The following is a 26,099-nucleotide window of genomic DNA, read 5'->3' on the forward strand; positions in this document are numbered from 1 at the left end:
GACGCCTGACTCCAGTCGCGTCGGCGACGCTTCACGAGGAGTATCGATGACTTTCCCCGTCCCTCATCTGTTTCGAAATCGAGCTCAATCCCCCATCGAGTCACACCATCGCCTGGAGCTGCTTCGGCTGGCTCCGGCCGAGCATCTGAACTATGTCGCAACGTTGCCGTCGGCCAGCTTTCTGCAGTGCCCGTCGTGGGCCGAAGTGAAGACTGATTGGCACTCGGAGCACGTTGGATGGTTCGACAAGGCGGGCACCCTGGTCGGTGCCGCCCTGGTCCTCTACCGGGCCGTACCGCACACCGACCACTGCTTCGCCTACATCCCCGAGGGTCCGCTGATCGACTGGACCGACAACCGCCTGGATCGTTGGCTCACCCCTCTCCTCGATCACCTCAAGCGGCGGCGACGCGCCTTCACGGTGACCATGGGGCCACCTGTCCCAGTTCACAGCTGGCACAGCCGGACGCTCAAGGAAGCCGTTGCTGCGGGGACGGCGAAGCGCCTTCACGACGTACCGGCAGACGACACGGACAAACGTGGAGTTGCCGTGCGGGAGCGACTGCGAGCATTGGGATGGTTCCAGGCCCACAACGGTCGGCGTGGCGGCGGCGACGCACAGCCGCGACTGGTCTTCGAACTGCCGCTCGCCGGGCGAAGTCTTGACGAGGTGTGGGCAGGCTTCAGCCAACGCTGGCGGCGGGACGTGAACAAGGCACGCAAAGCGGGCGTAGAGACGCTCGTCGGAGGTCCCGACGACTTGCCGACCTTCTACCGGCTCCTCGAGACCACGCAGCAACGCGACGGCTTCGACCTCGGACGCTCCCTCACCTACTACGAGCAGCAGTACCGCGCACTGACCAGCGAGCACCCCGATCGGATGCGCCTGTACCTGGCCCGGCACGACGGCGAGGTCCTGGCAGCACACACCTTGAACCGGGTCGGCCGGCGCGCTTGGTACCAACTGGGCGCCTCGGCGAGCCATCGGCGAGACGTGCGCCCCAGCCATGCGATTCAGTGGCAGATGATCCAAGACGCGCACACAGCGGGCTGCACGGTCTACGACATGCGGGGTTTCAACGACACTCTCGACCGCGATGACCCGGCCTTCGGTCTCCTGCACTGGAAGTTGGGCACTGGCGGTCAGGCCGTCGAGTACGTCGGCGAGTGGAGTTTTGTCCTGAACAAGCCGCTCAACCAGGCATTCAAGGCCTATCTGCGCCTGCGGCGCAGCTCATGACGGGCCCGGGCCGAAGGGCACCATCAGATCAACTACTATGCGCCTTAGTAGCTGACGGGAAGGATTCGTGATGCTCTGGCGTGCGCGCTGCTCCACTGCGGACGGGCGGGGTCCGGCGGTCGGGAACATCCCGGCGGCCGGGCTTGCCGTGATCGCCGGGTTACTGCTGGACGTTGCGTTCCCTGGCGTCGGCTGGTGGCCGCTCGCTCCACTCGCGATGGCAGGCCTCCTCCTCACGTTCCGGGGACGCGGCGTGCGGGCCAACACGATCCTTGGCTTCCTCTTCGGCCTGGCCTTCTTCGTACCTCACGTGTCCTGGTCCGGCATCTTCGTCGGGCCGGTGCCGTGGCTGGCACTCGCAACGCTGCAGGCGCTCTACCTCGCTGGATTCGGCGCACTGGCAACGATCGCGAGGCGCTGCAGCAGCCAGGCCACCGTTCGCGCAGTTGTCGTCGCGTCTGTATGGGTGGCCGTAGAGGCCCTGCGCTCGCGTACGCCGTTCGGAGGGTTCCCGTGGGGTCGTCTGGCGTTCTCCCAAGCCGACGCACCGACCGCTGGATTGGCAGCGATGGGCGGGATCCCGTTGATCTCCTTCGCGGTCGCGCTAGCCGGCGCGCTCCTCGCAGAAGCTGCCCAGGTCTCCCGGGCGGCACAGTACGACGCTCGCCGGGGCGTCGTCAGGCCCGCCTTTCTGGCCACCTTGTCAATCGCCGTCCTCACCGTCGGGCTACTAGTTCCAACACCCACAGACGGCGACCGCTCGGTGACAGTGGCCGCCGTCCAGGGCAACGTCCCCACCGCCGGACTGGACTTCAACGCCGAACGCAGAGCCGTTCTGAACAACCACGTGCGAGAGACTCAACAACTCGCCGCCGAGGTCGCCGATGAAAGGCAGGCGCGCCCGGATGTCGTGCTGTGGCCGGAGAACGCCAGCGACATCGACCCGCTTCGGGACCCGGACGCCGCGGACTCGATCTCGTCGGCAGCGCGAGCGGTCGGCGTACCGATTCTGGTCGGAACCGTGCTCCGTGAACCGGCGGAAAACCTCAGCAACGTCTCGCTGGTCTGGGATCCCGTCAGTGGACCGGGGCAGCGCTACGTCAAGCACCGTCCCGTGCCGTTCGGTGAGTACGTCCCCTACCGGGCCTTCTTTCGTCAGCTCAGCAAGCAGGTAGATCTCATCCGCGCCGACTTCGTCGCGGGCGAGGGGCCGAACGTTCTTTCGCTCGGCCCCGTCAAGGCCGGTACGGCGATCTGTTTCGAGGTCGCCTTCGACGATCTGCTGCGCGACGCGGTCATCGGCGGCGCCGATCTCCTGGTCGTGCAAACCAACAACGCGACCTTCGGCCGAAGCGACGAAAGTACTCAGCAACTCGCGATGTCGCGTCTGCGCGCTATCGAACACGGCCGTGCCGTTGCCCACATCTCCACCGTCGGCATCAGCGCCCTGATCCGGCCCGACGGTTCAGTGGCGCAAGGCTCGGGCCACTTCACGCAGGAGACGTTGGCGGCCCCCTTGCCGCTCCGAAGTCAGCAAACCCTTGCAACCCGAGTCGGTCAGTGGCCGGAGTTCATCGTGGTGATCGCCGCGCTGTGCGGCATCGCACTGGGGCTCCGACGCAAGCACCGACGGCCGGCCGGCGCGAAGAGCACGGCCAGCCGCGAACCCGCGAGCGGAGTCACCCTTTGAGTGCGTCGACCGAGGTTTCCGAGCATCGCTTCAGTCGTCGGCAACTCCTCGCCGCCGGCGCCGTCGGTCTCATCGCCGCGGGTGGAGGTTTTGCCGGCGTACAACTGGTCGGCGGCTCTGAGCCCGTCGGACCCCACAACGCCTCTGTAGCGTCGATGGAGGCGTCCCGGCGCAGATCCGGCAGAACCGTACGACGAACTCTGCGGGCGGGGGTCAGCACGGTCGAGCTCGGTGGAGAAACGGTACAGACCTGGGCCTTCGACGACGCAGTGCCCGGACCGGTCATGCGTGCATCTGTCGGCGACGAGCTGCGGATCCGCCTGGCCAACGGTCTTCCTGATCCTACGACTGTCCACTGGCACGGTGTTGCCCTCCGCAACGACATGGACGGCGTACCCGGCCTGACCATGGACCCTGTACCTCCGGGCGGCTCCTTCGACTATTCCTTCCTGGTGCCGGACCCCGGAACGTATTGGTTCCACCCCCATGTCGGAGTCCAACTGGACACCGGTCTGTACGGCGCCCTGATCGTCGACGATCCGAACGACGTCGCCGACTACGACCGTGATGTCGTCCTCTTCCTCGACGATTGGACGGATGGACTCGGCCGCACCCCGACGACACAACTGGAGTTGCTGCGCCGTGACGGTATGCCCATGGACGGCATGGACATGAGCAGCGACGCGTTCATGCCGTCAGCGACCCAGCCACTGGGCGGTGACACAGGTGACGTGCGGTATCCCGCCCACCTGATCAACGGACGCCTCCCCAAGGCCCCAGCCACGATCGCGTGCAACCCGCGCGATCGGGTGCGGTTGCGCATCATCAACGCCGCCGCCGACACGGCGTACCGGTTCGCCATCGGCGAACATCGCCTGACAGTGACGCACGCCGACGGATTCGCAGTCGCTCCGGTAGAGGTCGACACCCTCATCATCGGCATGGGCGAGCGGTACGACGTGGTGATCACCGCGGCCGACGGCGCCTTCCCCGTTGTCGCCGTCGCCGAGGGCAAAGCCCACCCAGAGACAGATCCGCCCGCTCTGGCCGTCTTGCGTAGCGGGTCGGGATCTCCGCCGCGACCGGGCGTCCGGCCGTCACAGCTCAACGCGAGGATGCTGAGCTACGCAGATCTTCGCCCTGCGGTCGGAACGGGACTTGAGTCGGCGACGCCCGACACCGAGCACGACGTACGGCTGCAGATGGCCCACGGCGGCCGTGGATGGTTCATCAACGGAAAGCCCTACGGACGGCATGCGCCACTCGAAGTTCGGGCCGGTGATCGCGTTCGGCTCCACCTGCGGAACGAATCGATGATGTTCCATCCCGTGCACGTTCACGGCCACACCTTTGCTCTTGTCGGCCCGCAAGGTCCTGGAGTGCGCAAGGACACGATCAACGTCCTCCCCATGCAGCAGCTCTCCGTCGACCTGCAGGCTGACAATCCCGGTCAGTGGCTGGTCCATTGTCACAACGCCTACCACAGTGAGCTCGGCATGATGACCGATCTGTCCTACGTGTCCTGACCTCATGTCGTTGCCCAAGTTCCCGCCCACCGCAGTAGAAAGGATCATCTGGTGTCTTCCCGATCGAGGGGCCTCGCCGCAGCCGCGCTGGTGACCACGACTCTCTTCGGTCTCGTCCCCGGCTCAGCGATCGCCGAACCGCGGCCGACCCTCGCTCAGGCCCGGGCCAAGGTCGCCGAACTGCAGCATCAGGCGGAGGAGGCCGGCGAGGCCGCCAACGACCTGACCGGTCGGATGCGCGCAGCACAGCAGCGGGCAGCATCGATCAACGTTGCCGTAGTCACTCAGCAGAAGCACGTCGACCAGATCGGTCGGCAGATTGGCGCCCAGGCTGTCGCGGACTTCCAGCGATCGACCATGACGACGGCCGGAAAGCTCCTGCTGTCGGAGGACCCTGAGGCTTTCATCCAGCAGGCATCGACCGCTCAGGCCTTCGCCGCGCAGCAAAGCGCCGTGCTGCGGCGGTACCAAGGCGCTCAAGGCAAGCTCACAGATCTCCGAGCGGGACATGCTGTCGAACTTCAGCAACTGTCGGCAGCGACCGCTGAACAGAACAAGCTGAAGGCACAGATCACGGCGAAGCTGGCCGAGGCGGAGACCGTGCTGTCCAAGCTGACCACCGCAGAGCGCGCTCGGCTCGCGGCCGAGGACGCCGCCGAGGTGCGGGAGGAGCAGGAAGAGGCGCGCCGGGAGCAACAGCGAACCAGCCGCGAGACGGACCGCCCCGGCGCGGATGAGCCGGACGTCGACGTGCCGGCGTCAGGCAAAGCCGGAATCGCCGTCGCGTTCGCGCTCGCCCAGATCGGCGATCCGTATCTGTGGGCGGCAGCCGGTCCGGATTCCTTCGATTGCTCGGGCCTGACGATGGCTGCTTGGGGCAAGGCCGGAGTTGCCCTGTCCCACTCCTCGAAGGCACAGTTCACCGAGGGTCGCCGAGTGGAGCGCAGCGCACTACGCCCCGGCGACCTGTTGTTCTACTACACGCCGATCTCGCACGTCAGCATGTACATCGGCAACGGGAAGGCGATTCACGCCAGCCGGCCCGGGAAGCCGGTCAAGATCGATCCCGCCTTCGGCCAGATGCCGTTCGTCGGCGCCGTACGACCGGGCTGAGCCGCAACCGAGTTCTTGCGACCGTGTTGCATCTAGCGCGCCGAGAGATCTACGCTGAACCGCTCTGATTCCAGAGCGCCGCGCTCATCATCGGCGAAAGGACCAGATGGCAAGCGCCTCACGGACGGCGCCGACATCAAGTGGCCGGCTATCGCTGGGGCCGCAGGAACGGCGATCCCTCGTCAGCATGGCCACAGTCATCATTTGCCCTGCACGCCGTGGGCTGGGGCGTCCTGGGATGGATCGTCGCTCCGCACGAATACCAGGTCGGGACCGGGCAGGTTTTCGGACTCGGGCTGGGCCTGACGGCATACACGCTTGGTATGCGGCACGCGTTCGACGCGGATCACATCGCCGCCATCGACAACACGACACGGAAGCTGATCACCGGTCCGACCCGTCCGGTGGCGGTCGGCTTCTGGTTCTCCCTCGGTCACTCGTCCGTCGTTTTCGCCCTCGTGGTGCTGCTCAGCGCGGGAGTCAAGGCACTCGCGGGGCAGATCAGCGACGATTCGTCTGCCTTGCATCAGGCAACGGGTTTGGTCGGCGTCTCGGTGTCCGGCACATTCCTGATGCTGATCGGGGTCATCAACCTGGTCGTTCTGGTCGGCATCGCACGGGTCTTCCGCCGGATGCGGCACGGGGACTTCGACGAGGCCGAACTGGAACACCAGTTGAACCACCGGGGCTTTCTGAACCGAATCCTTCGCGGCGCGACCAGAGCCGTCACCAAACCGTGGCACATGTACCCGGTCGGCCTGTTGTTCGGGCTCGGCTTCGACACGGCCCCCGAGGTCGGCCTTCTGGTCCTCGCCGGCGGAGCGGCAGCGTTCAGCCTTCCCTGGTACGCCGTACTGACGCTGCCGATCCTCTTCGCGGCCGGCATGAGTCTCCTCGACACCATCGACGGCTGCTTCATGAACTTCGCCTACGGCTGGGCCTTTTCCCGCCCCGTGCGCAAGGTGTTCTACAACCTGACAGTCACCGCGCTGTCGGTCGCGGTCGCGTTGCTCATCGGTGGGATCGAGCTCATCTCGGTGCTGACCGAGCAACTCGGCATCACCGCAGGGCCGCTCGCTGCGATCGCGAAGATCGACCTGAACAACGCCGGCTACGCCATCGTCGCCTTGTTCGTGGGCACGTGGCTCCTGGCACTGGCGATTTGGAAGTACGGCCGGATCGAGGAACGTTGGACGAGGCAGAGCCGCTCCGAGGCCGGGGTGGACTGAGCTGCGGTCAGCCGATCGAAGCCGGCAGGCTGTTCATCTGGGCGATCGCCGGGTCTGGCCGTCCGCGTGAACTGCGGTGGCGAACTGGCGGGCCGCGGTGCCGAAACCTCAAAGGTTCAGCACCGCGGCCAGAGGATCAGGCCGGGGCCAGCTCGTAGCCGGCCTCGTCGACGGCAGCCTGGACAGCCTCACGATCCAGCGGCGCGCTGCTGCGGACCGTCACCATGCCGGTGGTCACGTCGACCTCGACACCGGCTACGCCCTCGATCCGCCCGACCTGCTCGCTCACCGAGCTCGCGCAGTGGCCGCAGGTCATGCCCGTGACGCTGTACGTCGCAACGACCGGCTGGCTCTCGATCTGAACGTCGGCGGTCTTGTCCTCGGTACCGCAACTGCAGTTGGTGCACATGGTTCGTCCCTTCTGGGTTGTGTGTACGGACTCAGCTGCCTGGCGTCAGGTCGAGCCTGCGCAGGAGCTGGGCATTGAGGGCGACGACGATCGTGGAGACCGACATCAGCACTGCACCGAGAGCAGGGCTCAGGGTGATCCCGGCCCATGCCAGCGCCCCCGCGGCCAGGGGGATGGCGACCACGTTGTAGCCGGCCGCCCAGGCCAGATTCTGGATCATCTTGCGGTACGACGCTTTCGACAGCCGGATCACACCGGTGACCCCGCGAGGGTCGGACGAGGCCAGCACGACCCCGGCAGACTCGATCGCGACGTCGGTGCCGGCGCCGATCGCGATTCCAACGTCGGCCCGCGCCAGGGCGGGGGCGTCGTTGACGCCGTCACCCACCATCGCGACCTTGAGACCGCGCGCCTGCAGCTCACTGACCGCCTTGTCCTTGTCCGACGGCAGCACCTCGGCGAAGACCTCGTCGACACCGTCGCGGAATCCGAGGTCGGCGGCGACCGCGCGGGCCACCGGCTCGGCGTCCCCGGTGATCATCACGATCTTGGCCACTCCAACGGCACGCAACTGCTCGATGGCCTCTCGGGCCTCAGGCCGTACCTCGTCCTCGAGCGCGATGGCCCCGACCACCTCTGCCGTGCCACCGAGCCTCAGCAGGTAGAGCACGGCCGCTCCTCGCCCTGACCACTCACCCGCCTGGCGTTCCACAACGTCCGGAACATCTGCCTGGAGCTCCCGCAACAGGGCCGGGCCGCCGACTGCGTAATCGGTGCCTTCGACAACTGCCTGAACCCCGCGGCCGGTGAGCGACTTGAACCCGGTCGCCCTCCCCCGGCCACCCCGCTGGTCGGCCGCGGTAACGATGGCCCGGGCCAGCGGGTGCTCACTGTCCGCTTCGACAGCGCCCGCGATTCGCAGTACATGCTCCTCGTCAACGTCAACACCACGGACGCCGGTCACAACGTGCTCGCCCTTGGTCAGAGTGCCAGTCTTGTCGAACAGCACCGCCTGGACGGTGCGCATCCGCTCCAGCGCCAGCCGGTCCTTGACCAGGATGCCCGCCTTCGCCGCGACCGCGGTGGACAATGCGATCACCAGCGGGATAGCCAGCCCGAGGGCGTGGGGGCAGGCGATCACCAGGACGGTCACGGTCCGCACGACCGATTCGTTGAGCGTGCCGAAAGCCCACCACAAGACGAACGTGATCAGTGCCGCCCCGGTCGCGATGTAGAACAACATCGCCGCAAACCGGTCCGCGAGCACCTGAGCACGCCCACTCGACTGCTGAGCTTCGGAGACCAACCTCTGAATCCCAGCCAGAGCTGTATCTTCACCGACCGCATCCACGCGTACTCGGATCGCAGAGTCGGTGGCGACTGTGCCGGCGACCACGCGGTCCCCGCTGGTTCTGGCGACTGGACGCGACTCGCCGGTGATCATCGACTCGTCGAGCTCCGCGCTGCCGTCGACGATCTCACCGTCGGCCGGGACCCGCGCGCCGGAGCGGACCAGGACCACGTCGCCCACCCGCAACTCACTGATCGACACCGATTCAATGTCGTCGCCGACCACGCGATCCGCCTCGTCAGGCAGCAAGGCCGCCAACGCAGCCAACGCACCCTGCGCCTGGCCAATCGCCTTCATCTCCTGCCAGTGACCCAGCAGCATGATCGTGACCAGCGCGGCCAGTTCCCACCAGAAGTCGAGGTCGAACGCGCCCAGACTGGTCGCCAGCGACGCAACGTACGCGACCGTGATCGCCATCGAGATCAGCAGCATCATCCCCGGCGCCCGATCGCGGGCTTCACGTACGCCGCCGACCAGGAACGGCCAACCGCCGTACAAGAACACGAAGGTGCCCAGCACCGGGCCGACCCAGCTCATGCCGGGGAAGTCCAGGGAGTAACCGAACCAGTCCATCACCATGTGGCTGGTGATAACGATCGGCAGTGTCAGCAGCAGGCTCAGCCAGAACTTGCGCCGGAACATCTCCGGGTCGTGCCCGGCGTGCTTGTCGTGCCCGCCATGTCCACCGTGTCCCTCATGGGCGTCATGTCCACCGTGCGGGTTCTCGCCCACCGCCACATGCGATTCCTGCACTTCCGCCGCCTGGTCGGCGTGGGCCCCGTGCCCGTGATGGGAACCGTGCTGCTGGTCCGTCGACGGTCTTCCGCTCGCCCTGTCCATGACAGTGAGTCCTTTCGTGATTCTCCCTGGCCGACAACCTTCGACCGAGGCTGTCCTTCATGCTCAGCACCATACCCTAGGGGGGTATTCCTGAGAAGCCGAATCTCCGAGGAATCGCGTCAGAAGGTCAGCGTGGACGAGAGAGCACAAAGGGCGCCATCGAGGGTTGTGCACGCCCAACAACTCAGGCGCTAGTCGAAGATGCCGCGGATGGCGCCGTCTCGGCGAGATCTACTTGAGACCAGCCAGCGTGACCGCGACCAGGCGGTCGACCGCATCTTCCGAGGGAAGCTCACCGGCCGCCTCAAGTGCCCGGAGGCAGTAGGTGGCCAACTCCTCGGCCGGCACGTCTCGGCGCACTTGACCTACCTCACCGGCCTCGGCAAGAACCTCCCGGAACAAGTCAGCCAGCTGCCGCCGGCTGTCCGCGACGTGCTGCTCGCGGTGCAGCAACGCGTCAAGGTCAACGCTTCCGTGTCGGCCGCGGCGATGGCAGATCCCCGCATACAGCCGTAGCAACGCCACCAGGCGTTCGCCGGCCTGGGCGTGATGCCGACGAACCTCAGCCAACTGCTGTAAGTGCTCAGCAACATGGCGGTGGTGGTGTGCGACCAAGATCGCTTCGACGTCATGGAAGTACTTGTAGAGCGTTGCGCGACCGACCCCCGCCCGTTCGGCTACCTGCGACATCGTCACGGAGAGCACTCCATGCTCGGCGGCAAGAGCCCAGGCCGCATCAAGGATCGCCGCGTGCACCGCCCGGCGATGCGCGTCGATCGTGTCGCTCCACAGCTTGGGCACTCTCGAAGAGTACGCGATGACCCCTGTACGACACTATGTCGGTTTGCGTACAGTCTGTCTCGCAAAACGAATCTTCGTGGAGGTCCCGTTGTCCGACAAGACCCGCACGCCAGGACCTGGCCCCGATGGGCTCAATCCGCCGCCCGGGGTTCCCCGCTGGGTGAAGTGGACAGCGATCGCGATCGGAGTGCTGGTCGCGGTGTTCCTGATCCTCCAACTCGCCGGCATCGGGGGTCAGCACGGCCCTGGGCGTCATGGATCGATGTCGAGCTCGCCGGAAACCGTCGCCGGCTCGTCGACGACCGGAGGGGGCCGGCTGTGACCATGCGTCCCGGCGTACGAAAGGCCGTGCTTGTCGTGCACGTGGTCACGTCCGTCGGATGGCTCGGCGCGGTCGCCGCCTACCTCGCGGTGGATCTCACCGCGGTGATCAGCCGCGACGTCGAGACAGCCCGGGCGGCTTTCATCGTCATGCAGGTCATAGTCCGGCGGGTGATCGTGCCCCTGGCGCTGGCCTCGGTGATCATCGGCGTTGTGAACGCACTCGGTACGTCATGGGGCCTGTTTCGTCACTATTGGGTCCTGCTGAAGCTGCTTCTGACGATCTTCGCCACCACTGTTCTGCTCATCGAGAGTCAAACGGTCAACGCGTTGGCCACAGCCGCAGGCTCGAGCGGCGACCCGAGAGGGCTGCCCGGGACGCTGCTCCATTCAATCGGCGGCCTGGTGATACTCGCGTTCATCACGGTCGTCTCCGTGCACAAGCCGCGTGGCCTGACCCGGTACGGCTGGCGACAGCTGCAACGCCGTCGGGAGACACTTGGCCACCAGCATCGGATCAGTTGACAGGCAGCTGACCAAGCCATCTCTGCATAGTCGCGATTTCGGCGTTCTGGCGGGTGAGGATCTTCTTGGCCAAGCCCACCATTGCCGGATTCTTGCCCGCCGCCTGCTGGATCTTGGCCATGGCGACCGCTCCCCTGTGATGCCGGATCATCATCTGCGTCCACATCCGGTCGAACAACTCGCCGTCAGCGTCGCCGAGGTCGGACAGTTCTTCCTCAGTCATCATGCCTGGCACTGCGTCGGACACCGAGTGATCACTGTGCGAGGGACTCGGAATCGGCTCGCCCCAAGCGACCAGCAGCGCCGACATCTGCCGAACTTCCACAGCGTTCACGCCTTTGAGACTCGTTCCTAATCTCTTCACGGCCGCCGTCTTCGCGAAATACTCCGACATGCCGGCCATCTGTACCGCTTGCTGGTGATGCAGAATCAGTTGCGAGGCGAAGATGACGTCTGCTTTGTTGTGTTCGCCCACGGGCGCAGTTTTCGAGACCGATGCGGACGGCTTGTTGCCTTGAGACGCGCTGGGCGTCGAGTTCGAATCGGCATTGCCGCCGCATCCGGTCAGGGCCGAGAGGCCGGTAATGACAAGGGCCACCGCAGTCGCGGCAGCGGGTTTGACGTGCTTGATGATTCAGTCCTTGTCGAGTCGTGGTGCGAAGCGCGAAGAGACCATCAGGCGACGGCGGACGCGGCAATCCGCGCCGCCGTCGTTCCTTCCGGATCAGGTCCGCAGCACACGCAGTTTCGACAAGGACGGGGCAAGCCAGGGCGGCGACCGCCCGCTCACCACGCGCGGCTCAGCAGGCTCCGACGACCGCCACGGTCGATAGGTCAACAATCCGCACACGGCCGGCGTCAGACCGAGAAGCACGATCGCGCTGCTCAGCACTGCGATACATCCACCAGCAAGTCCGTGCGTGTGGCCAGGCGATTCCGAAGCCGACGCGACTGGATACCGCTCCGGGCCATCGGTTCGCAGGTCGACCGCGGTCGCTGCGGAGTGACTTCCACAACACGCGCGATCAGCGACAGCGACCGTTGCCACCGCTCGCGGCGCGGGACTCAGGTGCAACGCGGCGACAGCCGAGTCGTGGTTCCCCGTCAGTCCGTGCATGGCAAACACGACCCCGGCCACACCAACGGCGACCAGGCACCGAGGGATCCTGACCCGCCACCGTCTGCCGAACTGAAGGTTCATGGTGCGCACACCATAACCATTCGCCGACCTCGCCGCTCCTCGACGGAGGACACCTCAATCGCCCAACTTCGTCGGCTGCGGTCAATCGGCCGTCGTCGACTCGGCGGCAGGGTCCGCCGAATCGCGATCGAAGTGGTCGCCTGGCATGGCCCAATCCGTGAGTGCTACCGATCCATCCAGCCGAAAGGCCACAGACTGCCGAAAATCACCGCAGCACCCAGGGCCAGGTACAAGAAGTTGTGCCCGCCCGGAAGCATTCGAGGCGCGCCGAACTCCATCGCAAGGTTCAATGCGATGGTCATCAGGCCGGCGAACACCATGAGCGTCCCCAGCGCCTTGTGCCAACCAGGACGTGGCCCGCTTCTCCTTGGTCGAGGCGCCCTGCCACGGGTCGTGGTCTCATTCATCGCCATCCCCATCCATGTCGAACGCGACGCAACAGGCGGAACCACCCGTCCAAACACGCGCGGCATCCCCATCTACTATGCACCATAGTTGATGCGATGGCACCTGTCGGGCGCTCGATCGATCAGCCGTTTCGCGCCGACGGCGGAATCTGCCCCTCTTGGCCGGCGGTCAGCTCAAGGGGACACCATGGGCATATCCCACCGGCGCACCCAAGCCCTGGAACTGGTAGGCGATCCGCGCCCCCGCGCGCTCGTAGTACCTGTCCGAGTTCATGATTTCCTTCGCCCGTTGACCATCGGTTGGTGCACCTTTCGGTAGCGGTCTAGTGGATCGGAACACCTGCGTGATTCGCCGGCTTGCCCGCCGGTACGACGAATGCCGCCAATGCAGCTGAGGCGGCTGCCGTGATCGCCGTGAAAGTGAAGGCTCTGCTGAATCCACTTCCGTCACTGCCCGCGATGCTGGCGGCTGCGATGCTGGACACGACGGCGACGCCGATGGCGGCGCCGAACTCGTGGAACGTGCTGAGCAAGCCCGATGCGAGACCTGCTTCCTCGTGAGTGACCTGGGCCAGCGCGGTGGTCGACGAGGCGACGAAGGCGGCGCCGATGCCCGCAGCCGCAACACTCATGCCGACGACGACCGCCACCGGACCGTTCGCCAGCGCCGGCAGTCCGGTTCCTGCTGCAGCGACGGCAAGTCCAACCAGTGCGATCCTTCGAGCACCTTGGTGCCCGATGGCACGCCCAGCGGACTGCGCACCGACGATCGTCGCCACGGCGACCGGCAGGAACAGCAGACCGGTTCGCAGTGCGCCATACCCGCGGTAGTGCTGAAGGTAGAAGGAGCCGAGGAAGAAGACGGCGATCATCAACGCGGTCGCGACCAGGATCATGAAGGTGCCTGAGGCAACCGGCCGACGGGCGAGGATCCGCAGGTCCATCAGCGGCGAACGCACGACGCGCTGAACAACAGCGAAGGCGGCATACAGGACGACGGCGCCGGCGAGGGTACTGAGCGTGGCAACGGAGACCCATCCCCAGTCGCCGGCGTTGATCAGCGCGTAGATCGCCGCACCCGTTCCGGCTGTGACGAGCACGGCGCCGGGTACGTCGAGGCGGCCACGGTCGGCGACCGGCAACTCGGCGGGCAGCATCCGGCTCAGCGCGATCAGGACGACGACACCGATCGGCAAGTTGATGTAGAACACCCATTGCCAACCCGCCCAGGCGGTCAGTACGCCGCCGAGCAGCACGCCGATCGCCGAGCCGCCACCGCCCAGCGCGGACCAGATGCCCAGCGCCTTGTTGCGCTCCTCACCGACGAAGGTCTTCGTCACCACGGACAGGGCGGCCGGGGATAACATGGCCGCACCAATCCCCTGAGCAATCCGGCCTCCGATCAGCAGTTTCGGAACCATTGGCCAGGCCGGTCACCAACGAGGCAGCAGTGAACACCACCAAGCCTGCGAGAACCATCCGTCGGGCACCGAACAGATCCGCCGCCCGGCCACCCAGCAGCATCAACCCGCCAAACATCAGCGTGTAGGCGCTGACCACCCAGGTGAGGACGTCTCGCGCCAATCCCAGATCCTCACCGATGTGCGGCAGGGCGATCGCCACCACGGTCACATCGAGGATCAGCATGAACTGCGCGGCGCCAAGCAGCCCCAGCATCCTCCAGCGCCGCGGGTCAACGGCCATGGCCCGATACCCAACTTCCGCCTGTCCTGACACTCGGCCACTTCCCCCAGCTAAGTCGTACAACGTTGTTTGGGTTACATCGGGTACAGTAACCCGTACAGTCGTGTTCGACAAGTGGAGGTCGCGTGCCAGTCTCCGACCCAAAGGCACCGGGCAAGCGGGCGGACGCCCAACGGAGCATCGCGTCGATCCTGGATGCGGCCATCCAGTCCTTGAGCGAGAACCCGGAGACCAGCGCCAGCGAGATCGCAAAGGTGGCCGGGGTCGGCCGGGTCACTTTGTACAGTCACTTCCCCTCGCGAGCAGACCTTGTCGACGCGGCCTTCACCCGTGCTGTCGATGAGGGTCACGCTGCCCTGGAAGACATCGACCTGGAAGGCGACCCCCGAGAGGCCCTGGCACGGCTGGTGGAATCGAGCTGGCATCTGGTGAACCGATCACGTTCACTGCTCGTCGCTGCCCAGAACGCGTTGCCCGCCGGCCGGATCCGAGAGCTGCATGCCGGCCCCTCAGAGCGAGTACAGAAGCTCTTGGAGCGCGGCCGACGCGAGCACGTGTTCCGTATCGATCTACCCGTCACCTGGCTGGTGAGCATCACCCACAGCGTGATGCACAGCGCCGCGGACGAGATCAACGCAGGGCGCCTTGATGCGGACAGAGCCAGCGGCTACATCACCGCCACTCTGCTGGCAGCCTTCACTCCCCCGGGAACAATCACCCCGACTCCGGGCCGACGTCCGTCCACGACCGCCTGAACGAGTAGCGTGCAGAACGACGCTGCGAACTCGCTTCGCTCGGCCAAGCGGCCGCCCGCACCCTGTGGTACCTGCGAGTCGAGGACTCGGCGGCGAAGCCACAGGTGGAGCAGGCGTTTCCGAATCAGGCCATCGCTCTGGACCGCGTCTTCCCTGTCGGGAAATACCGTGTCATGGCGTGGACACCTACGGCAACAACGGGTGGGCAGGCCTGGCGTCCATCAACCTGTCCGGCAGCGGACACATCAGCACCGGAAGCGTCAAGCTCAACGACACCTACGAGTCGGGCGCCCCGACCGCTGAGCGGCAGGGCGTGATGTGCCAGGAGGTCGGCCACACCTACGGCCTCGACCACCAGGACACCAACTTCAACAACCCGAACCTCGGCACCATGCCCGCGGTAGCACTCGTTGCGGTGGCCGCGGCTGCCGTGCCCGCACAAGCGAACCACTCCTGGGGTGGCCGCGCCGTCACGGTACCGCTGATCTCGAGCGTGACGTCAGGCCGGTCGTCGAACCTGACCGTCGCGAAAAACGACTGGAACTCCAGCCCGTACATCGAGAGCAGCATCATCGCCGGCAGCACGACGACCAGCACCCGCAGCTCCTGCTCGATGCCGGCCGGACAGATCCGCGTCTGCAACTACCGGGATCGCGACGGTCAATGTCCGACCACGGGGGAAACGGGCCACTGAGGCAGGTTTGCGGCGCCCAGATCACCATTACCGCGCGAGGGCAACTGAAGGCTGCGGCGTCGATCGGTGCCGACGGCAACTGCACCATCAAAGTCGGTGGCTGACAGCCACGGCGCGAGGAGCTGCGGACGAAGAGTGGCAGCTCAGCCGACGTAGCTAGCCCTCCGCCTTAAGCCTGACAATCGCCTCAAGAGCAGGCCGCAGGACCCGTGCCACGTCGTCGCGATCGGCCTTCGCCAAGATGGGGTCGTGCAGCAGGTACCGAGCGATGGTCACGCCGAGGGTGCACGCGTTGAGTACGGCGGCGCGGAGTTCGCCGTCGTCGCCGCCGATCGTTGCAGCCACCGCTGCCTGGGTCGGAGTCGTGACCTGATCGCGTAACGCCGCACCAGCGGCGGGGTGCGTGAGGCAACTACGCAGGAGGGCCTCGACTCCCGGGCGACGTCCTGGATCTTCGAAGTCGGCGAACAAGTGCGTCGCGGCAGCCTCCGCAAGGTCGTCGGCCGTTGCGCCAACCAGCCTTAGCAGATCCACACCCGACGAGGCAGCCTCGGCGAACAGGCGCTCCTTGCTGCCGAACATCTGCATCACCAATGCAGCATCGATGCCTGCCTCGGTCGCGACTCCCCGGATGCTGGTCCGCTCGTACCCCGACTCGCCGAACTGACGGCGCGCGGCCGCCAGGATCGACTCTTCCGTACGACGACGCCGCTCTGCGCGCGACACTTGTTCTTGCTCGACCACAGCGTCACTCTACACGCGTTGACCGAACCATCTATTTCACTCTACGCTCGTTGAGTGAACAACTCAGAGATCGGGACCCAGTCTTCGAGCGCGTCCACGCCGAGCCGGATCGGCGCACGCGCCGCACTGGCGCTGGGCGTCTTGGCGGGTGGCCAGTTGCTGATCGTGGTCGACGCCACGATCGTGAACGTCGCCCTGGGCCCCATCCGTGACGGTCTGGCGTTCAGCGCCACCCAACTGCAGTGGGTCATTACTGCCTACACCTTGGCGTTCGGCGGACTGCTGCTCATAGGAGGCCGGGCGGCGGATCGCTTCGGCCACCGTCGAACGTTTCTCTTGGGAGCCGCTGCCTTCGGGTTGGCGTCGCTGGCCGGCGGGGGTGCCACGAACCAGTTGGTCCTCGTGGCCGCGAGGGCTGTTCAGGGAGCGGGCGCGGCAATGATGGCGCCGGCGGCATTGGCCCTGGTGATGCAGTTGTTCCCGCCCGGCCGTACTCGGACGATGGCCTTCGGGATATGGGCCGGCGTGACCGCCGGGGGTACTGCGCTCGGCTCGGTGCTCGGCGGAGTACTCACAGAGGCAATCTCGTGGCGATGGGTGCTGTGGATCAACGTTCCTGCGATTGCCGTTGTGGTAGCGCTGGGTCTGCTCCTGCTACCACGAAGCAGCGCCACTCCTAAGGCGCCGATCGACCTCAGCGGCGCCATCACAGCCACCGGCGGATTGACCCTGCTGGTCTACGGACTGACGAGAACTGCTGAGCATGGATTGTCGGGCGAAACCCTGCTGACGCTGGGCGCCGCGGTCGCGCTGCTGCTCAGCTTCACGGTCCTGCAGGCAACCCGCGTCACTCCGTTGCTACCAGCAAGCATCCTGCGCAACCAGACAGTGGTCGCCGCCAACATCGTCGGACTGGTTCTAGGGGTGGCGATCTACGCCCTCTTCTACTTCGTCAGCCTGTTCCTGTCCACCGTGCAAGGCAAGGACCCCGTCTACGTCGGACTGGCCTTCGTGCCGATGACGGCTGCCATCGCCGTCGCGGCACGAGTTACCGGAGCGTTGACTGGTCGCGTCAGCGCCAGTCACCTGTCAGCGATCGGCGCTGTCCTGGTGGCACTCGGCCTGGGCCTGCTCTCCCGCATCGATCCCGGCTCCGGCTACGCCGGCACACTGCTTCCCGGCCTCATCATCGCGGGCATCGGACTGGGCATAACGTTCGCCCCTCTCACCGCCGCCGCGATGTCCAGCGCCGCTCCCGCTGACTCAGGCATCGCCTCCGCGGTCTTCAACGCGGCCCAGCAGATCGGAGGAGCTCTCGGTCTCGCGACACTCACCACCATCAGCACAGCGATCACCGCCAGGAGCGACACTCCCCGATCCGCCCAGGCCACCACAGAGGGCTGGAGCAGGGCGCTCCTCGTCGCTACCGCGTTGACCTGCCTCGCTGCAGTACTGGCAGCAACGCTGATCAAGCCGTCCGATCGATCGACAGGCGAGCGCTGACGTGCTGAGCGCCTACCGCAACGCTCTGGCCAGCCCCGGCGTTACCCGCGTCGTAGCCGCCGTCTTGTTGTGCTACTTACTCGCCGGAATGGTGAACCTCGCCCTACTCATCAGCGCCACCCGTCACACCGGCAGCTACACCGTCGCCGGTGCCGTCGTTGGCGCCTACTCCGTCGCCGTCGCGGTCACTGCCCCACTGTGGGGCCGAGTCGTCGACCGCCGCGGACCACAGCGGACCCCTGGCCGCGACCTCCGCAGCACAAACAACTGCATTCGCCGGCTACGTCGCCGCCCTGCTGACCGACGGTTCTGCAGTGGCGCTCATAGCGTTGGCGGCAACCGCCGGGACTTGCTCCCCACCATCATCAGCGATCGCCAAAAAGGTCTTCGCAGCCCACGACGACCCGACCAGCCGCCGTGTTCTCTTCGCAATCTCCGGACTTTTCACCGAGATGGTCTTCGTCGCCGGACCGTTGCTCGTTGGCGGCATCGTCGCCGTCACCGAGCCAACGGCCGCTGTCGGCGTCACGGCCGCTGTCTCCTTGGCCGGAGCCTGGTGGCTACGCGCAGCCCCAGCTGTCCGCTCGATCGACACCAACCCCGGCGCCACTCCGCCACCCGGGCAGCAAGCTCGTCTGGACAGCCAACAATTCCACATCTTGATAGTTGTCGTACTTGGCGCACTCGCCATCGGCGCACTACAAGTCAGCGTCGTAGCCCACGCCGCTCAGCTGAACCACAATCCAGGCCCACTCGTAGCAGCCATGGCCTGTGGCGGAGTAGCAGCCAGCTTCGTGTACGGCGGCCTACCTCTGCCCGGATCAGTACCCGCACAACTCGCTGCAGCGCTGGCCCTGTACGGGATCTTCATCCTCACCATAGGCACCGGCCCAGCCGTCCTGGTCACTGTCCTGCTACTACTCCTCGCCGGCGCAGCCACCGGACCGGCAGACGCCATTGAGGCACTTCTCATCGCCAATCACACCCCGCGCCACGCGCATTCCCAGGCGTTTGCCGCACTGACCACAGCCAACTGGATCGGGTTCGCCGCCGGAAGCGCACTCGCCGGCGCAACTCTGGACCGCGGACCTCTCTGGACCGGAACCAGCATTGCCGTCGCAGCAGCTCTCACAGCTGCGTTGTCACTAGTGGTTCCACGCTGGAAGCACCGATTGTTGTAAGTCCTCCACCGCTCACCCCGCTGTCGACCGCTCGTGTCCGTAGATCAACGTCGGTCAACGGTGACCTCCCATCCCGCGCTTCGGCTACGCGCGGTCTCGACCGCCGATCAGAACCAGCCACCACATCGATGCGCTCTTCGAGCTCAACCTCTACAGCCAGCCCGGGTGGGCGGGATGTTGTGGGATCCTGCGCGGGGCCAAGACCGAACGCATGAACGCTCATCGCAGCCCGAGGTCGCCCGGAAAGCGTCGCTGAACCGCGACGATTGTAACGAACGTCGGTCAAGACTGCGGCGCGCGACGGTCTCGCCGAGCTTCCAACTCCTCCGGGCTGACCACGGTCAACATCGGCTGCCCCGGCGCGCAGAACATCGTCACCACGAACGCCGACTCCTCGTCAGCGAGGTGGTTGCCGTCCTGGTAATGGATCTGGTCCCCACCTCCCTCCCAAAACGCCTCACCAGCCCGAACTACCCGCGCCGGCTCGCCTTCGAGCTCGAAATTGATGGCGCCCTTGATCACGTACCCGTACGCCGGCCCAGAGTGCCGATGAGGCGGCGCCCCAGGGCTGTTCGGCGGCGACGTGACCAAAACAGTCATCACCTCCGCCCCCTCCGGCGCAGGTGGCGCCCCGGGGACGGTGGCGACCACGTCAATCTTCGGCGGCGGTCCACTCTTGTCGGGGTTCTCGAGGCGGTGTGCGTGAGCTCGGTCTGTGCTCATCAGGCTTCCCTCCGGTGAAAGTGGCCAGCTGGATCCGGCCCTGCACCAGGTAGACAGGACAGCGCCGCGCGGTGTGACAACGCTTTGACGGGCTTAACCAGCACCGCCTCCTCGCCCTCGCTGATCCCAGTTCGCACCCCCGATGTTGATCGAACTGGTCTGCGGATTCACAGGTTCGGCCCGGCTAGTTGACTGAACTCTTCAGCGCGCCGGTTGGCGCTTCGGTGGTGGTGCGGAGAGGGTGTGCCGGTGGCAGTCGTGGAACCGGGACGTGTGGTCGAGTTCGAGTGCGGTCTGCGGTGGCGGGTGACTTTCCCGGATGCCGAGCACCTGGCGGCCTCCGGCTTCCTGCGGGATCTCGCGGCGTCGGACTGCTCACCAGGGACGCTGCGCAGCTACGCCTACGACTTGCTGCGGTGGTTCCGGTTCCTGCATCAGCGTTGGACGCCTTGGGAGGGCGCCGAGCGCAGTGATGTGCGGGAGTTCGTCGAGTGGTTGCGCGAGGCACCTGTTCCGCAGCGGTTGAACCGGCGGCCGGACGGGCCGGTGCCGGGATCGGGACCAGTGAACCCGATCACGGGGCGGGCTGTGCCGGGGGTGAGGTACGCGGCGCGCACGATCAACCATCAGCTGAGCGTGCTGTTCGGGTTCTACGAGTGGGCGTGCGTGGCTGACCTTGGGCCGCTGATCAACCCGGTGCCGGCGCAGCGGTCGCGCTCAGGTGGTCGGGTCGAGGCGCACCACAACTCGATGGAAAACTTCGTCGTCCATCGCCGGGCGACGTATCGGCAGAAGGTGCCGCGGCCGTCGTGGCGGGCGATCCCCGACGAGGCGGCCGACGCGCTGTTCGGTGCGCTGCGCAGTCACCGTGACCGGGCGCTGGTGTCGTTCTGGCTGTCTAGCGGCGCGAGAGCGGCTGAGCTGCTCGGGCTGTGCCACGGCACCGACCTGAACGCGGGCGCGAACACGATTACGGTGGTCAGCAAAGGGTCGCGGTGGCGGGAGACGATCCGGGCGAGCGTGGACTCGTTCGTGTGGGTGGCGCTGTACATGCAGGAGGATCGCCCGCCGGCGGTGTCGGGCGGGCCGGTGTGGTGGACCCGGCAGGGCACACCACGGCCGGTGACCTACCACGCCGCCAGGGCAGTGCTGCAGCGCGCGAACGTCGCGCTCGGTACGAACTGGACGCTGCACGACCTGCGCCACACCGCCGCTTCGCGGTTCCTGGCCGATCCGGTCTTCACGCTGTTCGACGTGCAGGCGATCCTTAGGCACGCGAGCGTGTCGACCACCCAGATCTACACCCAGCCCCGGCTGGAGGACCTGGTCGGCAAGGTGCTGGAGCACTACTCCCGGCCGCGCCCAGCGGGGCCGAGTATCGAGCCTTCGTACGACACGGCCGCAGTCCGCGAGCTGCTGGGGCTGCCGGCGTGAGCGACAGTCCACGGGCCAACGCAGTGGTTGACATTTCGCCGGCGCGGCGCCAGGCCGCCCGGACGCGCGCGTCGTCGGCGCCGCCGATCCAGCTGTTGTCGCCTCCACCTGTGGTTGGCGATGCTCAGTTCACGATCGACGGGCGGGTGCTGAAGCAACGCGGCTACGACCGCGGTTTGGAGGCGCCGATTCTGCTGCCGGACGCGCCGGGGCGGCGAGTGTAGGAGCTGGGGCTGGCTCAGGCGGTCGAGCACACCTTGGATTCGTCCGGAGTGTTCCCCAACCGCAAGAACCTGTCGCTGGGGGTTCGGCGGCTGCTGGGCTGGCTGGATCGGTTCGACGGCATGTCGTGGGAGGAGCGGTGGCTGGCCAGTGGTGCCGACCGCGCTCCGCGGTCGTGGCGGGAGGCGGTCGAGGCGTCCACGCCGGTGAGTTCGCTGAAGCCTGCGGTGAACGCGTTGATGGTGGCCAGGGTGCTGCGGCCGTCGTACGGCTGGCAGCTCGCCGCTGGAGCTTCGGGCAAAAGACATGATCCGCTGGAACGCCCAAACTACGAGAGAAGGCAGCAACACCGAACTCCACCCGAAACGACATCGGCTAACGATCTGCTCTTGACAGGTTCAGTAAAGGAAGCCGTCCCACTTCAGCTCGAATGTTGAGCCGCGCGGCATGGCGTTGGGCCCGGGAGTTGTTCTTCGGCCCGGGCCAGTTCCAGCGCTACCGGCCCGAGGAGATCGGCGCCCAGCTCGGCCACGGTCTCAGTGTTGCTCTAGGCAAGCTTTCGGTCCATCACGCGAGCGTGTCAGGCCGATTGCGCCGAGCTACTACCTTCCTCCGGAAGGTTGCGGTCGAGGTGGTCGGCGTGGAACAGCGCCTGGTCCAGCAGACCTTTCACGTGATCGTCGGCGGCCGAGTAGTACACGAACGTGCCCTCCCGGCGGCCCTTCACCAGACCGGCCAAGCGCAGCTTGGCCAGGTGCTGACTCACAGCGGCCGGGGCGGCGCCGGCCAGCTCGGCCAGGCACGCCACCGACGACTCGCCCTGCAGGAGTGCCCACAGGACCTTGATCCGGGTCGGGTCGGCCAGCAGCCGGAGCGACTCCGCAGCCAGGTGGACCTGCTCTTCGTTCGGCATCTCGAAGTTCTCGATCGACGAGTGCATCCACTCACCCTATCAACCATCCGCCTACTTGCGTATATGCATGTCTGCGCAGATAGCATGTATGGGTGACCACAGACACCGAAGCCGCAGCGGTCTGCGGCGAGACGCCGCTTCCAGCTCCAACGATGCCGCCGGGGCACGGGTGGTGGCGCAGCGCCTGGACGCTGCCGGAGGTCCGCTGGGCGACCGCTGCGACGGTGCTGTTCCTGGCCGGGCTGGTCGTCGACCTGGCCGGCGGACCGACTTGGGTCTACTGGTCGCTGTTATTGGCCTGCTACGCCGCGGGCGGCTGGGAGCCGGGCTGGGCCGGGCTGCAGGAGCTGCGGAACAAGCGCCTGGACGTCGACCTGCTGATGGTCGCGGCCGCGATCGGCGCCGCGTCGATCGGGCAGGTGCTGGACGGTGGTCTGCTGATCGTCATCTTCGCGACCTCCGGCGCGCTGGAGGCGGTCGCGACCAAACGCACCGAGGACTCCGTGCGCGGATTGCTCGACCTCGCACCCGACACCGCCACCCGCATCGCGACCGCCGATGGTGCCGGGGCGCTCGAGGAGACCGTCCGGGTCGCGGACCTGGCCATCGGTGACGTCGTCCTGGTGCGGCCGGGCGAGCGGATCGGCGCCGACGGGAGCGTGCTCGACGGCGCCAGCGAGGTCGACCAGGCCACCATCACCGGCGAACCGCTCCCGGTCGACAAGGCCAGCGGCGACGAGGTGTTCGCCGGCACCCTCAACGGCACCGGCGCGCTGCGGATTCGCATCGACCGCCCGGCCGCAGAGTCCGTGGTCGCCCGGATCGCCGGACTGGTCGACGAAGCCGCCCGGACCAAGGCCAGGACGCAGCTGTTCATCGAAAAGATCGAGCAGCGGTACTCGATCGGCATGGTCGCAGCGACCGTCGCCCTGTTCGTGATCCCGCTGCTGTTCGGGCAACCGGTCACGCCTACGCTGCTGCGGGCGATGACGTTCATGATCGTCGCCTCACCCTGCGCCGTCGTGCTCGCGACCATGCCGCCGCTGCTCGCGGCGATCGCCAACGCCGGCCGCCACGGCGTCTTGGTGAAGTCGGCGGTCGCGATGGAACAACTCGGCGCCACCACCCAGGTCGCGATCGACAAGACCGGCACCCTCACCCGCGGCACACCGCACCTGGCCGAGATCCGGCTCCTCGACGACGTCGCGTTCACCCGCGACGAACTCCTGGTGCTCGCAGCCTCGGCCGAGCACCCCAGCGAGCACCCGCTCGCCGCCGCAGTCGTGTCGGCCGCCCGGACCGCCGGGCTCCCCTTGGCGCCGGTCGAGGAATTCACCGCGACCGCAGGCCTCGGAGTCACGGCCACGATCGACGGCCGGCAGGTGCAGATCGGTGCTCCCGCGACGCTCCTGGCCGGATCCGCCGGCCGCGATCAGGCTGCCCGCTCGGCGATCGCGGAACTCCAGCAAGCCGGAGCGACCGCAGTGGTCGTCCTGGTCGATGGTGACCTGGCCGCTGTTCTTGGAATCGTCGACCAACTGCGCCCCGAAGCCACAGCAGCGGTCCAGCAGCTGGCGCAGCTCACCGGGAAGGCGCCAGTGCTGCTCACCGGAGACAACGCCTCCACCGCCGGCCAGGTCGCCGCAGCCGTCGGCATCACCAGCGTCCGCGCCGATCTGCTGCCGGACGGCAAGGTCGCCGAGGTCCGCGAACTCCAGACCGCCGGCGAACGCGTCACCGTCGTCGGTGACGGCATCAACGATGCCCCCGCGCTCGCCGCCGCGCATGCCGGGATCGCCATGGGCGGCGCCGGATCCGACCTGACCCTGCAGACCGCCGACGCCGTCGTCGTCCGCGACGACCTCACCACCATCCCCGCCGTGATCGCGCTGTCGCGAAGGGCCCGCCGGGTCGTGACCGCGAACCTGATCATCGCCGCCGGCTTCATCACCGCCCTGGTGACCTGGGACCTCGTCGGGCACCTGCCCCTACCGCTCGGCGTCGCCGGTCACGAAGGCTCCACCGTCATCGTCGGACTCAACGGGCTACGGCTCCTCCGCAACACCGCCTGGCACCGCGCCACCAACCAGGACGGACCACGCCCATGACGTCGCCGTCATCGGCCGGGCGCCGGTTGAACGACCACATCGAGCTGGCCGGGCACGGTCTGCACCTCCGGGAATGGACCGACGACGACCTGCCGGTGATGGTCGACCTGTTCGCTCGAGCCGCAGCTGGACCGCTGGACACCGCTGCGCCACCCGTTCGACCTGGACGCTGCCCGGACCTACCTCGCAGCAGCGCGCAGCCGCCGCAGCGAGAACCGCAGCATCCAACTCGCCATCACCACCGACGGCCAAACCCCCTGCGGCGAGATCTTGCTCTTCCCCACCGGGCCTAACGGCCGCGACCCCAACGGGCCGCACGCGGAACTGGCCTACGCGATCGGCGCCGCCTACCGCCGCCAAGGCGTAGCTACCCGCGCCGTCCGGCTCATCACCGAGTACGCCTACCAGCACCTCGGCATGGAACAGGTCATCCTGCGAATCCACCCCGACAACGTCGCAAGTGCCGCCGTCGCTCGCGCAACCGGCTTCCACCTCACCAACCCCATCCCCGTGATGGACCCCGACGCCGAACCACTACGGACCTGGCGCCACCACCAAGCCACTCCGCTTGACTAGTTCAGTGAAGGTAGCCGTCCCACTTCAACTCATAGCGGGATCCGCCTGGCATTCCGTGCTCGCCAGGCAGCTGCTCGACGGCCTTGGCGAGTTCGAGCTGGGACCGGTCCTGCGAGTTCGGGCGACAAGTTGCCCACAGCCACAGTGTGCCCCTGGCGGCTTGGCTTGGTCCCGCTCGGATGGATGACAGCACGGCAACAGCCTTGGTCGCAGTCACAGGGCGCCAAGGATTCCACCACGGCCGGTCAGCCCGCTTCGCCGGTGGAGGCGATGGCAGAGACGGCGCTGGCGATGATGCTGCTGATGGTGTCCGGCGCGGTTTTGGGTGATGGGCAGCCGGCGTCGAGCCAGGCGATGACGGCCTCGACGGCGATCGTCGGGATCAGGTCGGCGGCCCACCGCAGCCGCGCCTGGTCGTGGATGACTTGTTCGAGGTAGGGGTGCGCGGTGGCCTTCATCGCGGCGCGGAGCTCGTTGGCGTGCCGGCGAAACTCCGGTTCCTGGCCGGACTGGCGGAAGAACAGCCGGAACCCGTCGGGGTTGTCCTGCGCTGCGGCGACCAGCCCTTGCAGGCTGTTGGCGGTGGCGTGGTCGGGGTGGCCGGTGGCGGTGCGGAGCTGGTCGCTGACGTCGGCGAGGACGGCCTCGTACAGCTGGGTCTTGGACTCGAAGTGCCGGTAGATGAGGACCCGGCTGACGCCTGCTTCGGCGGCGACGTCGTCGAGGTTGGTGGCCGCGTAGCCGCCGCGGGCGAAGGCGCGTGCCGCGGCCTTGATCAGTGCGCGGCGGCGTTCGGGCCGCTTCAGCAGCTTGCCCTCGGGTGCTTTGGTCACCAGCTCGTCTCCCCAACTGTTTACAGGCGTGTTGACACTTGCTTGTTAACACCTCA

General features: G+C 66.8%; 27 protein-coding genes. 16 read left to right on the forward strand and 11 right to left on the reverse strand.

Annotated elements, in window-relative coordinates:
- Nucleotides 1–46: 46 nt before the first annotated feature.
- The 5 genes from ACLQ2O_RS18410 (at nt 47) to ACLQ2O_RS18430 (ending at nt 6,798) form a co-directional block, all read left to right on the forward strand.
- Entirely contained in the window at nt 47–1,240 is a 1,194-nt protein-coding gene (locus ACLQ2O_RS18410) for a lipid II:glycine glycyltransferase FemX (RefSeq protein WP_425832866.1), read from the forward strand.
- 70 nt (nt 1,241–1,310) lie between these two features.
- Complete coding sequence (gene lnt, locus ACLQ2O_RS18415; protein WP_425832868.1) at nt 1,311–2,930, forward strand: apolipoprotein N-acyltransferase; 1,620 nt, start codon at nt 1,311–1,313, stop codon at nt 2,928–2,930.
- Nucleotides 2,927–4,456, forward strand: a complete 1,530-nt coding sequence (locus ACLQ2O_RS18420; protein WP_425832870.1) for a multicopper oxidase family protein — start codon at nt 2,927–2,929, stop codon at nt 4,454–4,456. Before lnt ends, ACLQ2O_RS18420 begins: the two co-directional genes overlap by 4 nt.
- Nucleotides 4,457–4,507: 51 nt before the next feature.
- Complete coding sequence (locus tag ACLQ2O_RS18425; RefSeq protein WP_425832872.1) at nt 4,508–5,569, forward strand: NlpC/P60 family protein; 1,062 nt, start codon at nt 4,508–4,510, stop codon at nt 5,567–5,569.
- Between the two features lie 140 nt (nt 5,570–5,709).
- Complete coding sequence (locus ACLQ2O_RS18430) at nt 5,710–6,798, forward strand: HoxN/HupN/NixA family nickel/cobalt transporter (RefSeq protein WP_425832874.1); 1,089 nt, start codon at nt 5,710–5,712, stop codon at nt 6,796–6,798.
- 136 nt (nt 6,799–6,934) lie between these two features.
- Here ACLQ2O_RS18430 and ACLQ2O_RS18435 read toward each other — a convergent pair whose 3' ends face one another.
- The 3 genes from ACLQ2O_RS18435 to ACLQ2O_RS18445 all read right to left on the reverse strand — a co-directional run bounded on the left by ACLQ2O_RS18435 (nt 6,935) and on the right by ACLQ2O_RS18445 (nt 10,199).
- Nucleotides 6,935–7,207 (reverse strand): heavy-metal-associated domain-containing protein, encoded by a 273-nt coding sequence (locus ACLQ2O_RS18435; protein WP_425832876.1) that lies wholly within the window; start codon nt 7,205–7,207, stop codon nt 6,935–6,937.
- Between the two features lie 31 nt (nt 7,208–7,238).
- The gene (locus tag ACLQ2O_RS18440; protein ID WP_425832878.1) at nt 7,239–9,290 is read right to left on the reverse strand and encodes a heavy metal translocating P-type ATPase; all 2,052 of its coding nucleotides are present in this window, start codon (nt 9,288–9,290) and stop codon (nt 7,239–7,241) included.
- A 339-nt stretch (nt 9,291–9,629) separates the two neighbouring features.
- Nucleotides 9,630–10,199: a TetR/AcrR family transcriptional regulator gene (locus ACLQ2O_RS18445; RefSeq protein ID WP_425832880.1), complete on the reverse strand. Its 570-nt coding sequence runs from the start codon at nt 10,197–10,199 to the stop codon at nt 9,630–9,632.
- A gap of 160 nt (nt 10,200–10,359) precedes the next feature.
- Here ACLQ2O_RS18445 and ACLQ2O_RS18450 point away from each other — a divergent pair, with 160 nt between their 5' ends.
- Together ACLQ2O_RS18450 and ACLQ2O_RS18455 are read left to right on the forward strand one after the other, a co-directional pair.
- A complete protein-coding gene (locus ACLQ2O_RS18450) occupies nt 10,360–10,521 on the forward strand; it encodes a hypothetical protein (RefSeq protein ID WP_425832882.1) in 162 nt (53 codons plus the stop codon).
- 2 nt (nt 10,522–10,523) lie between these two features.
- On the forward strand, nt 10,524–11,045 hold the full coding sequence (locus ACLQ2O_RS18455; protein ID WP_425834003.1) for a DUF2269 domain-containing protein: 522 nt from the start codon (nt 10,524–10,526) through the stop codon (nt 11,043–11,045).
- On the opposite strand, the gene ACLQ2O_RS18460 is transcribed toward ACLQ2O_RS18455, so the two are convergent.
- From ACLQ2O_RS18460 to ACLQ2O_RS18475, 4 genes are all read right to left on the reverse strand, one after another.
- Nucleotides 11,038–11,643: a DUF305 domain-containing protein gene (locus ACLQ2O_RS18460; protein ID WP_425832884.1), complete on the reverse strand. Its 606-nt coding sequence runs from the start codon at nt 11,641–11,643 to the stop codon at nt 11,038–11,040. The genes ACLQ2O_RS18455 and ACLQ2O_RS18460 overlap by 8 nt on opposite strands.
- 767 nt (nt 11,644–12,410) lie before the next feature.
- Nucleotides 12,411–12,566, reverse strand: coding sequence for a hypothetical protein (locus tag ACLQ2O_RS18465; protein ID WP_425832886.1), 156 nt, complete (start codon nt 12,564–12,566; stop codon nt 12,411–12,413).
- Between the two features lie 410 nt (nt 12,567–12,976).
- Nucleotides 12,977–14,074, reverse strand: coding sequence for an MFS transporter (locus ACLQ2O_RS18470; protein ID WP_425832888.1), 1,098 nt, complete (start codon nt 14,072–14,074; stop codon nt 12,977–12,979).
- The gene (locus ACLQ2O_RS18475; protein ID WP_425832890.1) at nt 13,971–14,357 is read right to left on the reverse strand and encodes an MFS transporter; all 387 of its coding nucleotides are present in this window, start codon (nt 14,355–14,357) and stop codon (nt 13,971–13,973) included. The genes ACLQ2O_RS18470 and ACLQ2O_RS18475 overlap by 104 nt, the downstream gene beginning before the upstream one ends.
- Nucleotides 14,358–14,482: 125 nt before the next feature.
- Between ACLQ2O_RS18475 and ACLQ2O_RS18480 the strand changes: the two genes are divergently transcribed.
- Entirely contained in the window at nt 14,483–15,112 is a 630-nt protein-coding gene (locus tag ACLQ2O_RS18480) for a TetR/AcrR family transcriptional regulator (protein WP_425832892.1), read from the forward strand.
- Nucleotides 15,113–15,290: 178 nt separating this feature from the next.
- Nucleotides 15,291–15,806 carry a hypothetical protein gene (locus tag ACLQ2O_RS18485; protein ID WP_425832894.1) on the forward strand — a complete coding sequence of 172 codons (516 nt, stop codon included), beginning with the start codon at nt 15,291–15,293 and terminating at the stop codon, nt 15,804–15,806.
- A 156-nt stretch (nt 15,807–15,962) separates the two neighbouring features.
- On the opposite strand, the gene ACLQ2O_RS18490 is transcribed toward ACLQ2O_RS18485, so the two are convergent.
- Complete coding sequence (locus ACLQ2O_RS18490) at nt 15,963–16,550, reverse strand: TetR family transcriptional regulator (protein WP_425832896.1); 588 nt, start codon at nt 16,548–16,550, stop codon at nt 15,963–15,965.
- A 54-nt stretch (nt 16,551–16,604) separates the two neighbouring features.
- Here ACLQ2O_RS18490 and ACLQ2O_RS18495 point away from each other — a divergent pair, with 54 nt between their 5' ends.
- Together ACLQ2O_RS18495 and ACLQ2O_RS18500 are read left to right on the forward strand one after the other, a co-directional pair.
- Nucleotides 16,605–18,053 carry an MFS transporter gene (locus ACLQ2O_RS18495; protein ID WP_425832898.1) on the forward strand — a complete coding sequence of 483 codons (1,449 nt, stop codon included), beginning with the start codon at nt 16,605–16,607 and terminating at the stop codon, nt 18,051–18,053.
- Between the two features lie 314 nt (nt 18,054–18,367).
- Entirely contained in the window at nt 18,368–19,234 is an 867-nt protein-coding gene (locus ACLQ2O_RS18500; RefSeq protein ID WP_425832900.1) for a hypothetical protein, read from the forward strand.
- A gap of 282 nt (nt 19,235–19,516) precedes the next feature.
- Here ACLQ2O_RS18500 and ACLQ2O_RS18505 read toward each other — a convergent pair whose 3' ends face one another.
- The gene (locus ACLQ2O_RS18505) at nt 19,517–19,834 is read right to left on the reverse strand and encodes a cupin domain-containing protein (protein WP_425832902.1); all 318 of its coding nucleotides are present in this window, start codon (nt 19,832–19,834) and stop codon (nt 19,517–19,519) included.
- Between the two features lie 372 nt (nt 19,835–20,206).
- Here ACLQ2O_RS18505 and ACLQ2O_RS18510 point away from each other — a divergent pair, with 372 nt between their 5' ends.
- Genes ACLQ2O_RS18510 through ACLQ2O_RS18520 form a run of 3 tightly spaced genes read left to right on the forward strand, consistent with a single transcriptional unit; the run spans nt 20,207 to nt 22,050 of the window.
- Nucleotides 20,207–21,391 carry a tyrosine-type recombinase/integrase gene (locus tag ACLQ2O_RS18510; protein ID WP_425832904.1) on the forward strand — a complete coding sequence of 395 codons (1,185 nt, stop codon included), beginning with the start codon at nt 20,207–20,209 and terminating at the stop codon, nt 21,389–21,391.
- Nucleotides 21,388–21,615 (forward strand): hypothetical protein, encoded by a 228-nt coding sequence (locus tag ACLQ2O_RS18515; RefSeq protein ID WP_425832906.1) that lies wholly within the window; start codon nt 21,388–21,390, stop codon nt 21,613–21,615. The genes ACLQ2O_RS18510 and ACLQ2O_RS18515 overlap by 4 nt, the downstream gene beginning before the upstream one ends.
- 48 nt (nt 21,616–21,663) lie before the next feature.
- Entirely contained in the window at nt 21,664–22,050 is a 387-nt protein-coding gene (locus tag ACLQ2O_RS18520) for a hypothetical protein (protein WP_425832908.1), read from the forward strand.
- A 143-nt stretch (nt 22,051–22,193) separates the two neighbouring features.
- Here ACLQ2O_RS18520 and ACLQ2O_RS18525 read toward each other — a convergent pair whose 3' ends face one another.
- Nucleotides 22,194–22,553 carry an ArsR/SmtB family transcription factor gene (locus ACLQ2O_RS18525; RefSeq protein ID WP_425832910.1) on the reverse strand — a complete coding sequence of 120 codons (360 nt, stop codon included), beginning with the start codon at nt 22,551–22,553 and terminating at the stop codon, nt 22,194–22,196.
- Between the two features lie 65 nt (nt 22,554–22,618).
- On the opposite strand from ACLQ2O_RS18525, the gene ACLQ2O_RS18530 reads away from it, so the two are divergent.
- Nucleotides 22,619–24,634 carry a heavy metal translocating P-type ATPase gene (locus ACLQ2O_RS18530; RefSeq protein WP_425832912.1) on the forward strand — a complete coding sequence of 672 codons (2,016 nt, stop codon included), beginning with the start codon at nt 22,619–22,621 and terminating at the stop codon, nt 24,632–24,634.
- A gap of 162 nt (nt 24,635–24,796) precedes the next feature.
- A complete protein-coding gene (locus tag ACLQ2O_RS18535) occupies nt 24,797–25,210 on the forward strand; it encodes a GNAT family N-acetyltransferase (protein ID WP_425834005.1) in 414 nt (137 codons plus the stop codon).
- A gap of 245 nt (nt 25,211–25,455) precedes the next feature.
- Here the strand turns inward: ACLQ2O_RS18535 and ACLQ2O_RS18540 are convergent, their stop codons facing one another.
- Nucleotides 25,456–26,043 (reverse strand): TetR/AcrR family transcriptional regulator, encoded by a 588-nt coding sequence (locus ACLQ2O_RS18540; RefSeq protein ID WP_425832914.1) that lies wholly within the window; start codon nt 26,041–26,043, stop codon nt 25,456–25,458.
- Between the last annotated feature and the right edge of the window lie 56 nt (nt 26,044–26,099).

Origin of the sequence: Kribbella sp. DT2 (assembly GCF_049844575.1) — a bacterium.
Lineage (GTDB): Bacteria > Actinomycetota > Actinomycetes > Propionibacteriales > Kribbellaceae > Kribbella.

Coding starts and splice junctions, on each gene's coding strand:
- ACLQ2O_RS18455 (WP_425834003.1), top strand. CDS start 10,524: ATGCGTCCCGGCGTACGAAAGGCCGTGCTTGTCGTGCACGTGGTCACG.
- ACLQ2O_RS18435 (WP_425832876.1), bottom strand. CDS start 7,207: ATGTGCACCAACTGCAGTTGCGGTACCGAGGACAAGACCGCCGACGTT.
- ACLQ2O_RS18525 (WP_425832910.1), bottom strand. CDS start 22,553: ATGCACTCGTCGATCGAGAACTTCGAGATGCCGAACGAAGAGCAGGTC.
- lnt (WP_425832868.1), top strand. CDS start 1,311: ATGCTCTGGCGTGCGCGCTGCTCCACTGCGGACGGGCGGGGTCCGGCG.
- ACLQ2O_RS18505 (WP_425832902.1), bottom strand. CDS start 19,834: ATGACTGTTTTGGTCACGTCGCCGCCGAACAGCCCTGGGGCGCCGCCT.
- ACLQ2O_RS18475 (WP_425832890.1), bottom strand. CDS start 14,357: ATGGCCGTTGACCCGCGGCGCTGGAGGATGCTGGGGCTGCTTGGCGCC.
- ACLQ2O_RS18410 (WP_425832866.1), top strand. CDS start 47: ATGACTTTCCCCGTCCCTCATCTGTTTCGAAATCGAGCTCAATCCCCC.
- ACLQ2O_RS18465 (WP_425832886.1), bottom strand. CDS start 12,566: ATGGTGTTCGCCGGCCTGATGACCATCGCATTGAACCTTGCGATGGAG.
- ACLQ2O_RS18470 (WP_425832888.1), bottom strand. CDS start 14,074: ATGGTTCCGAAACTGCTGATCGGAGGCCGGATTGCTCAGGGGATTGGT.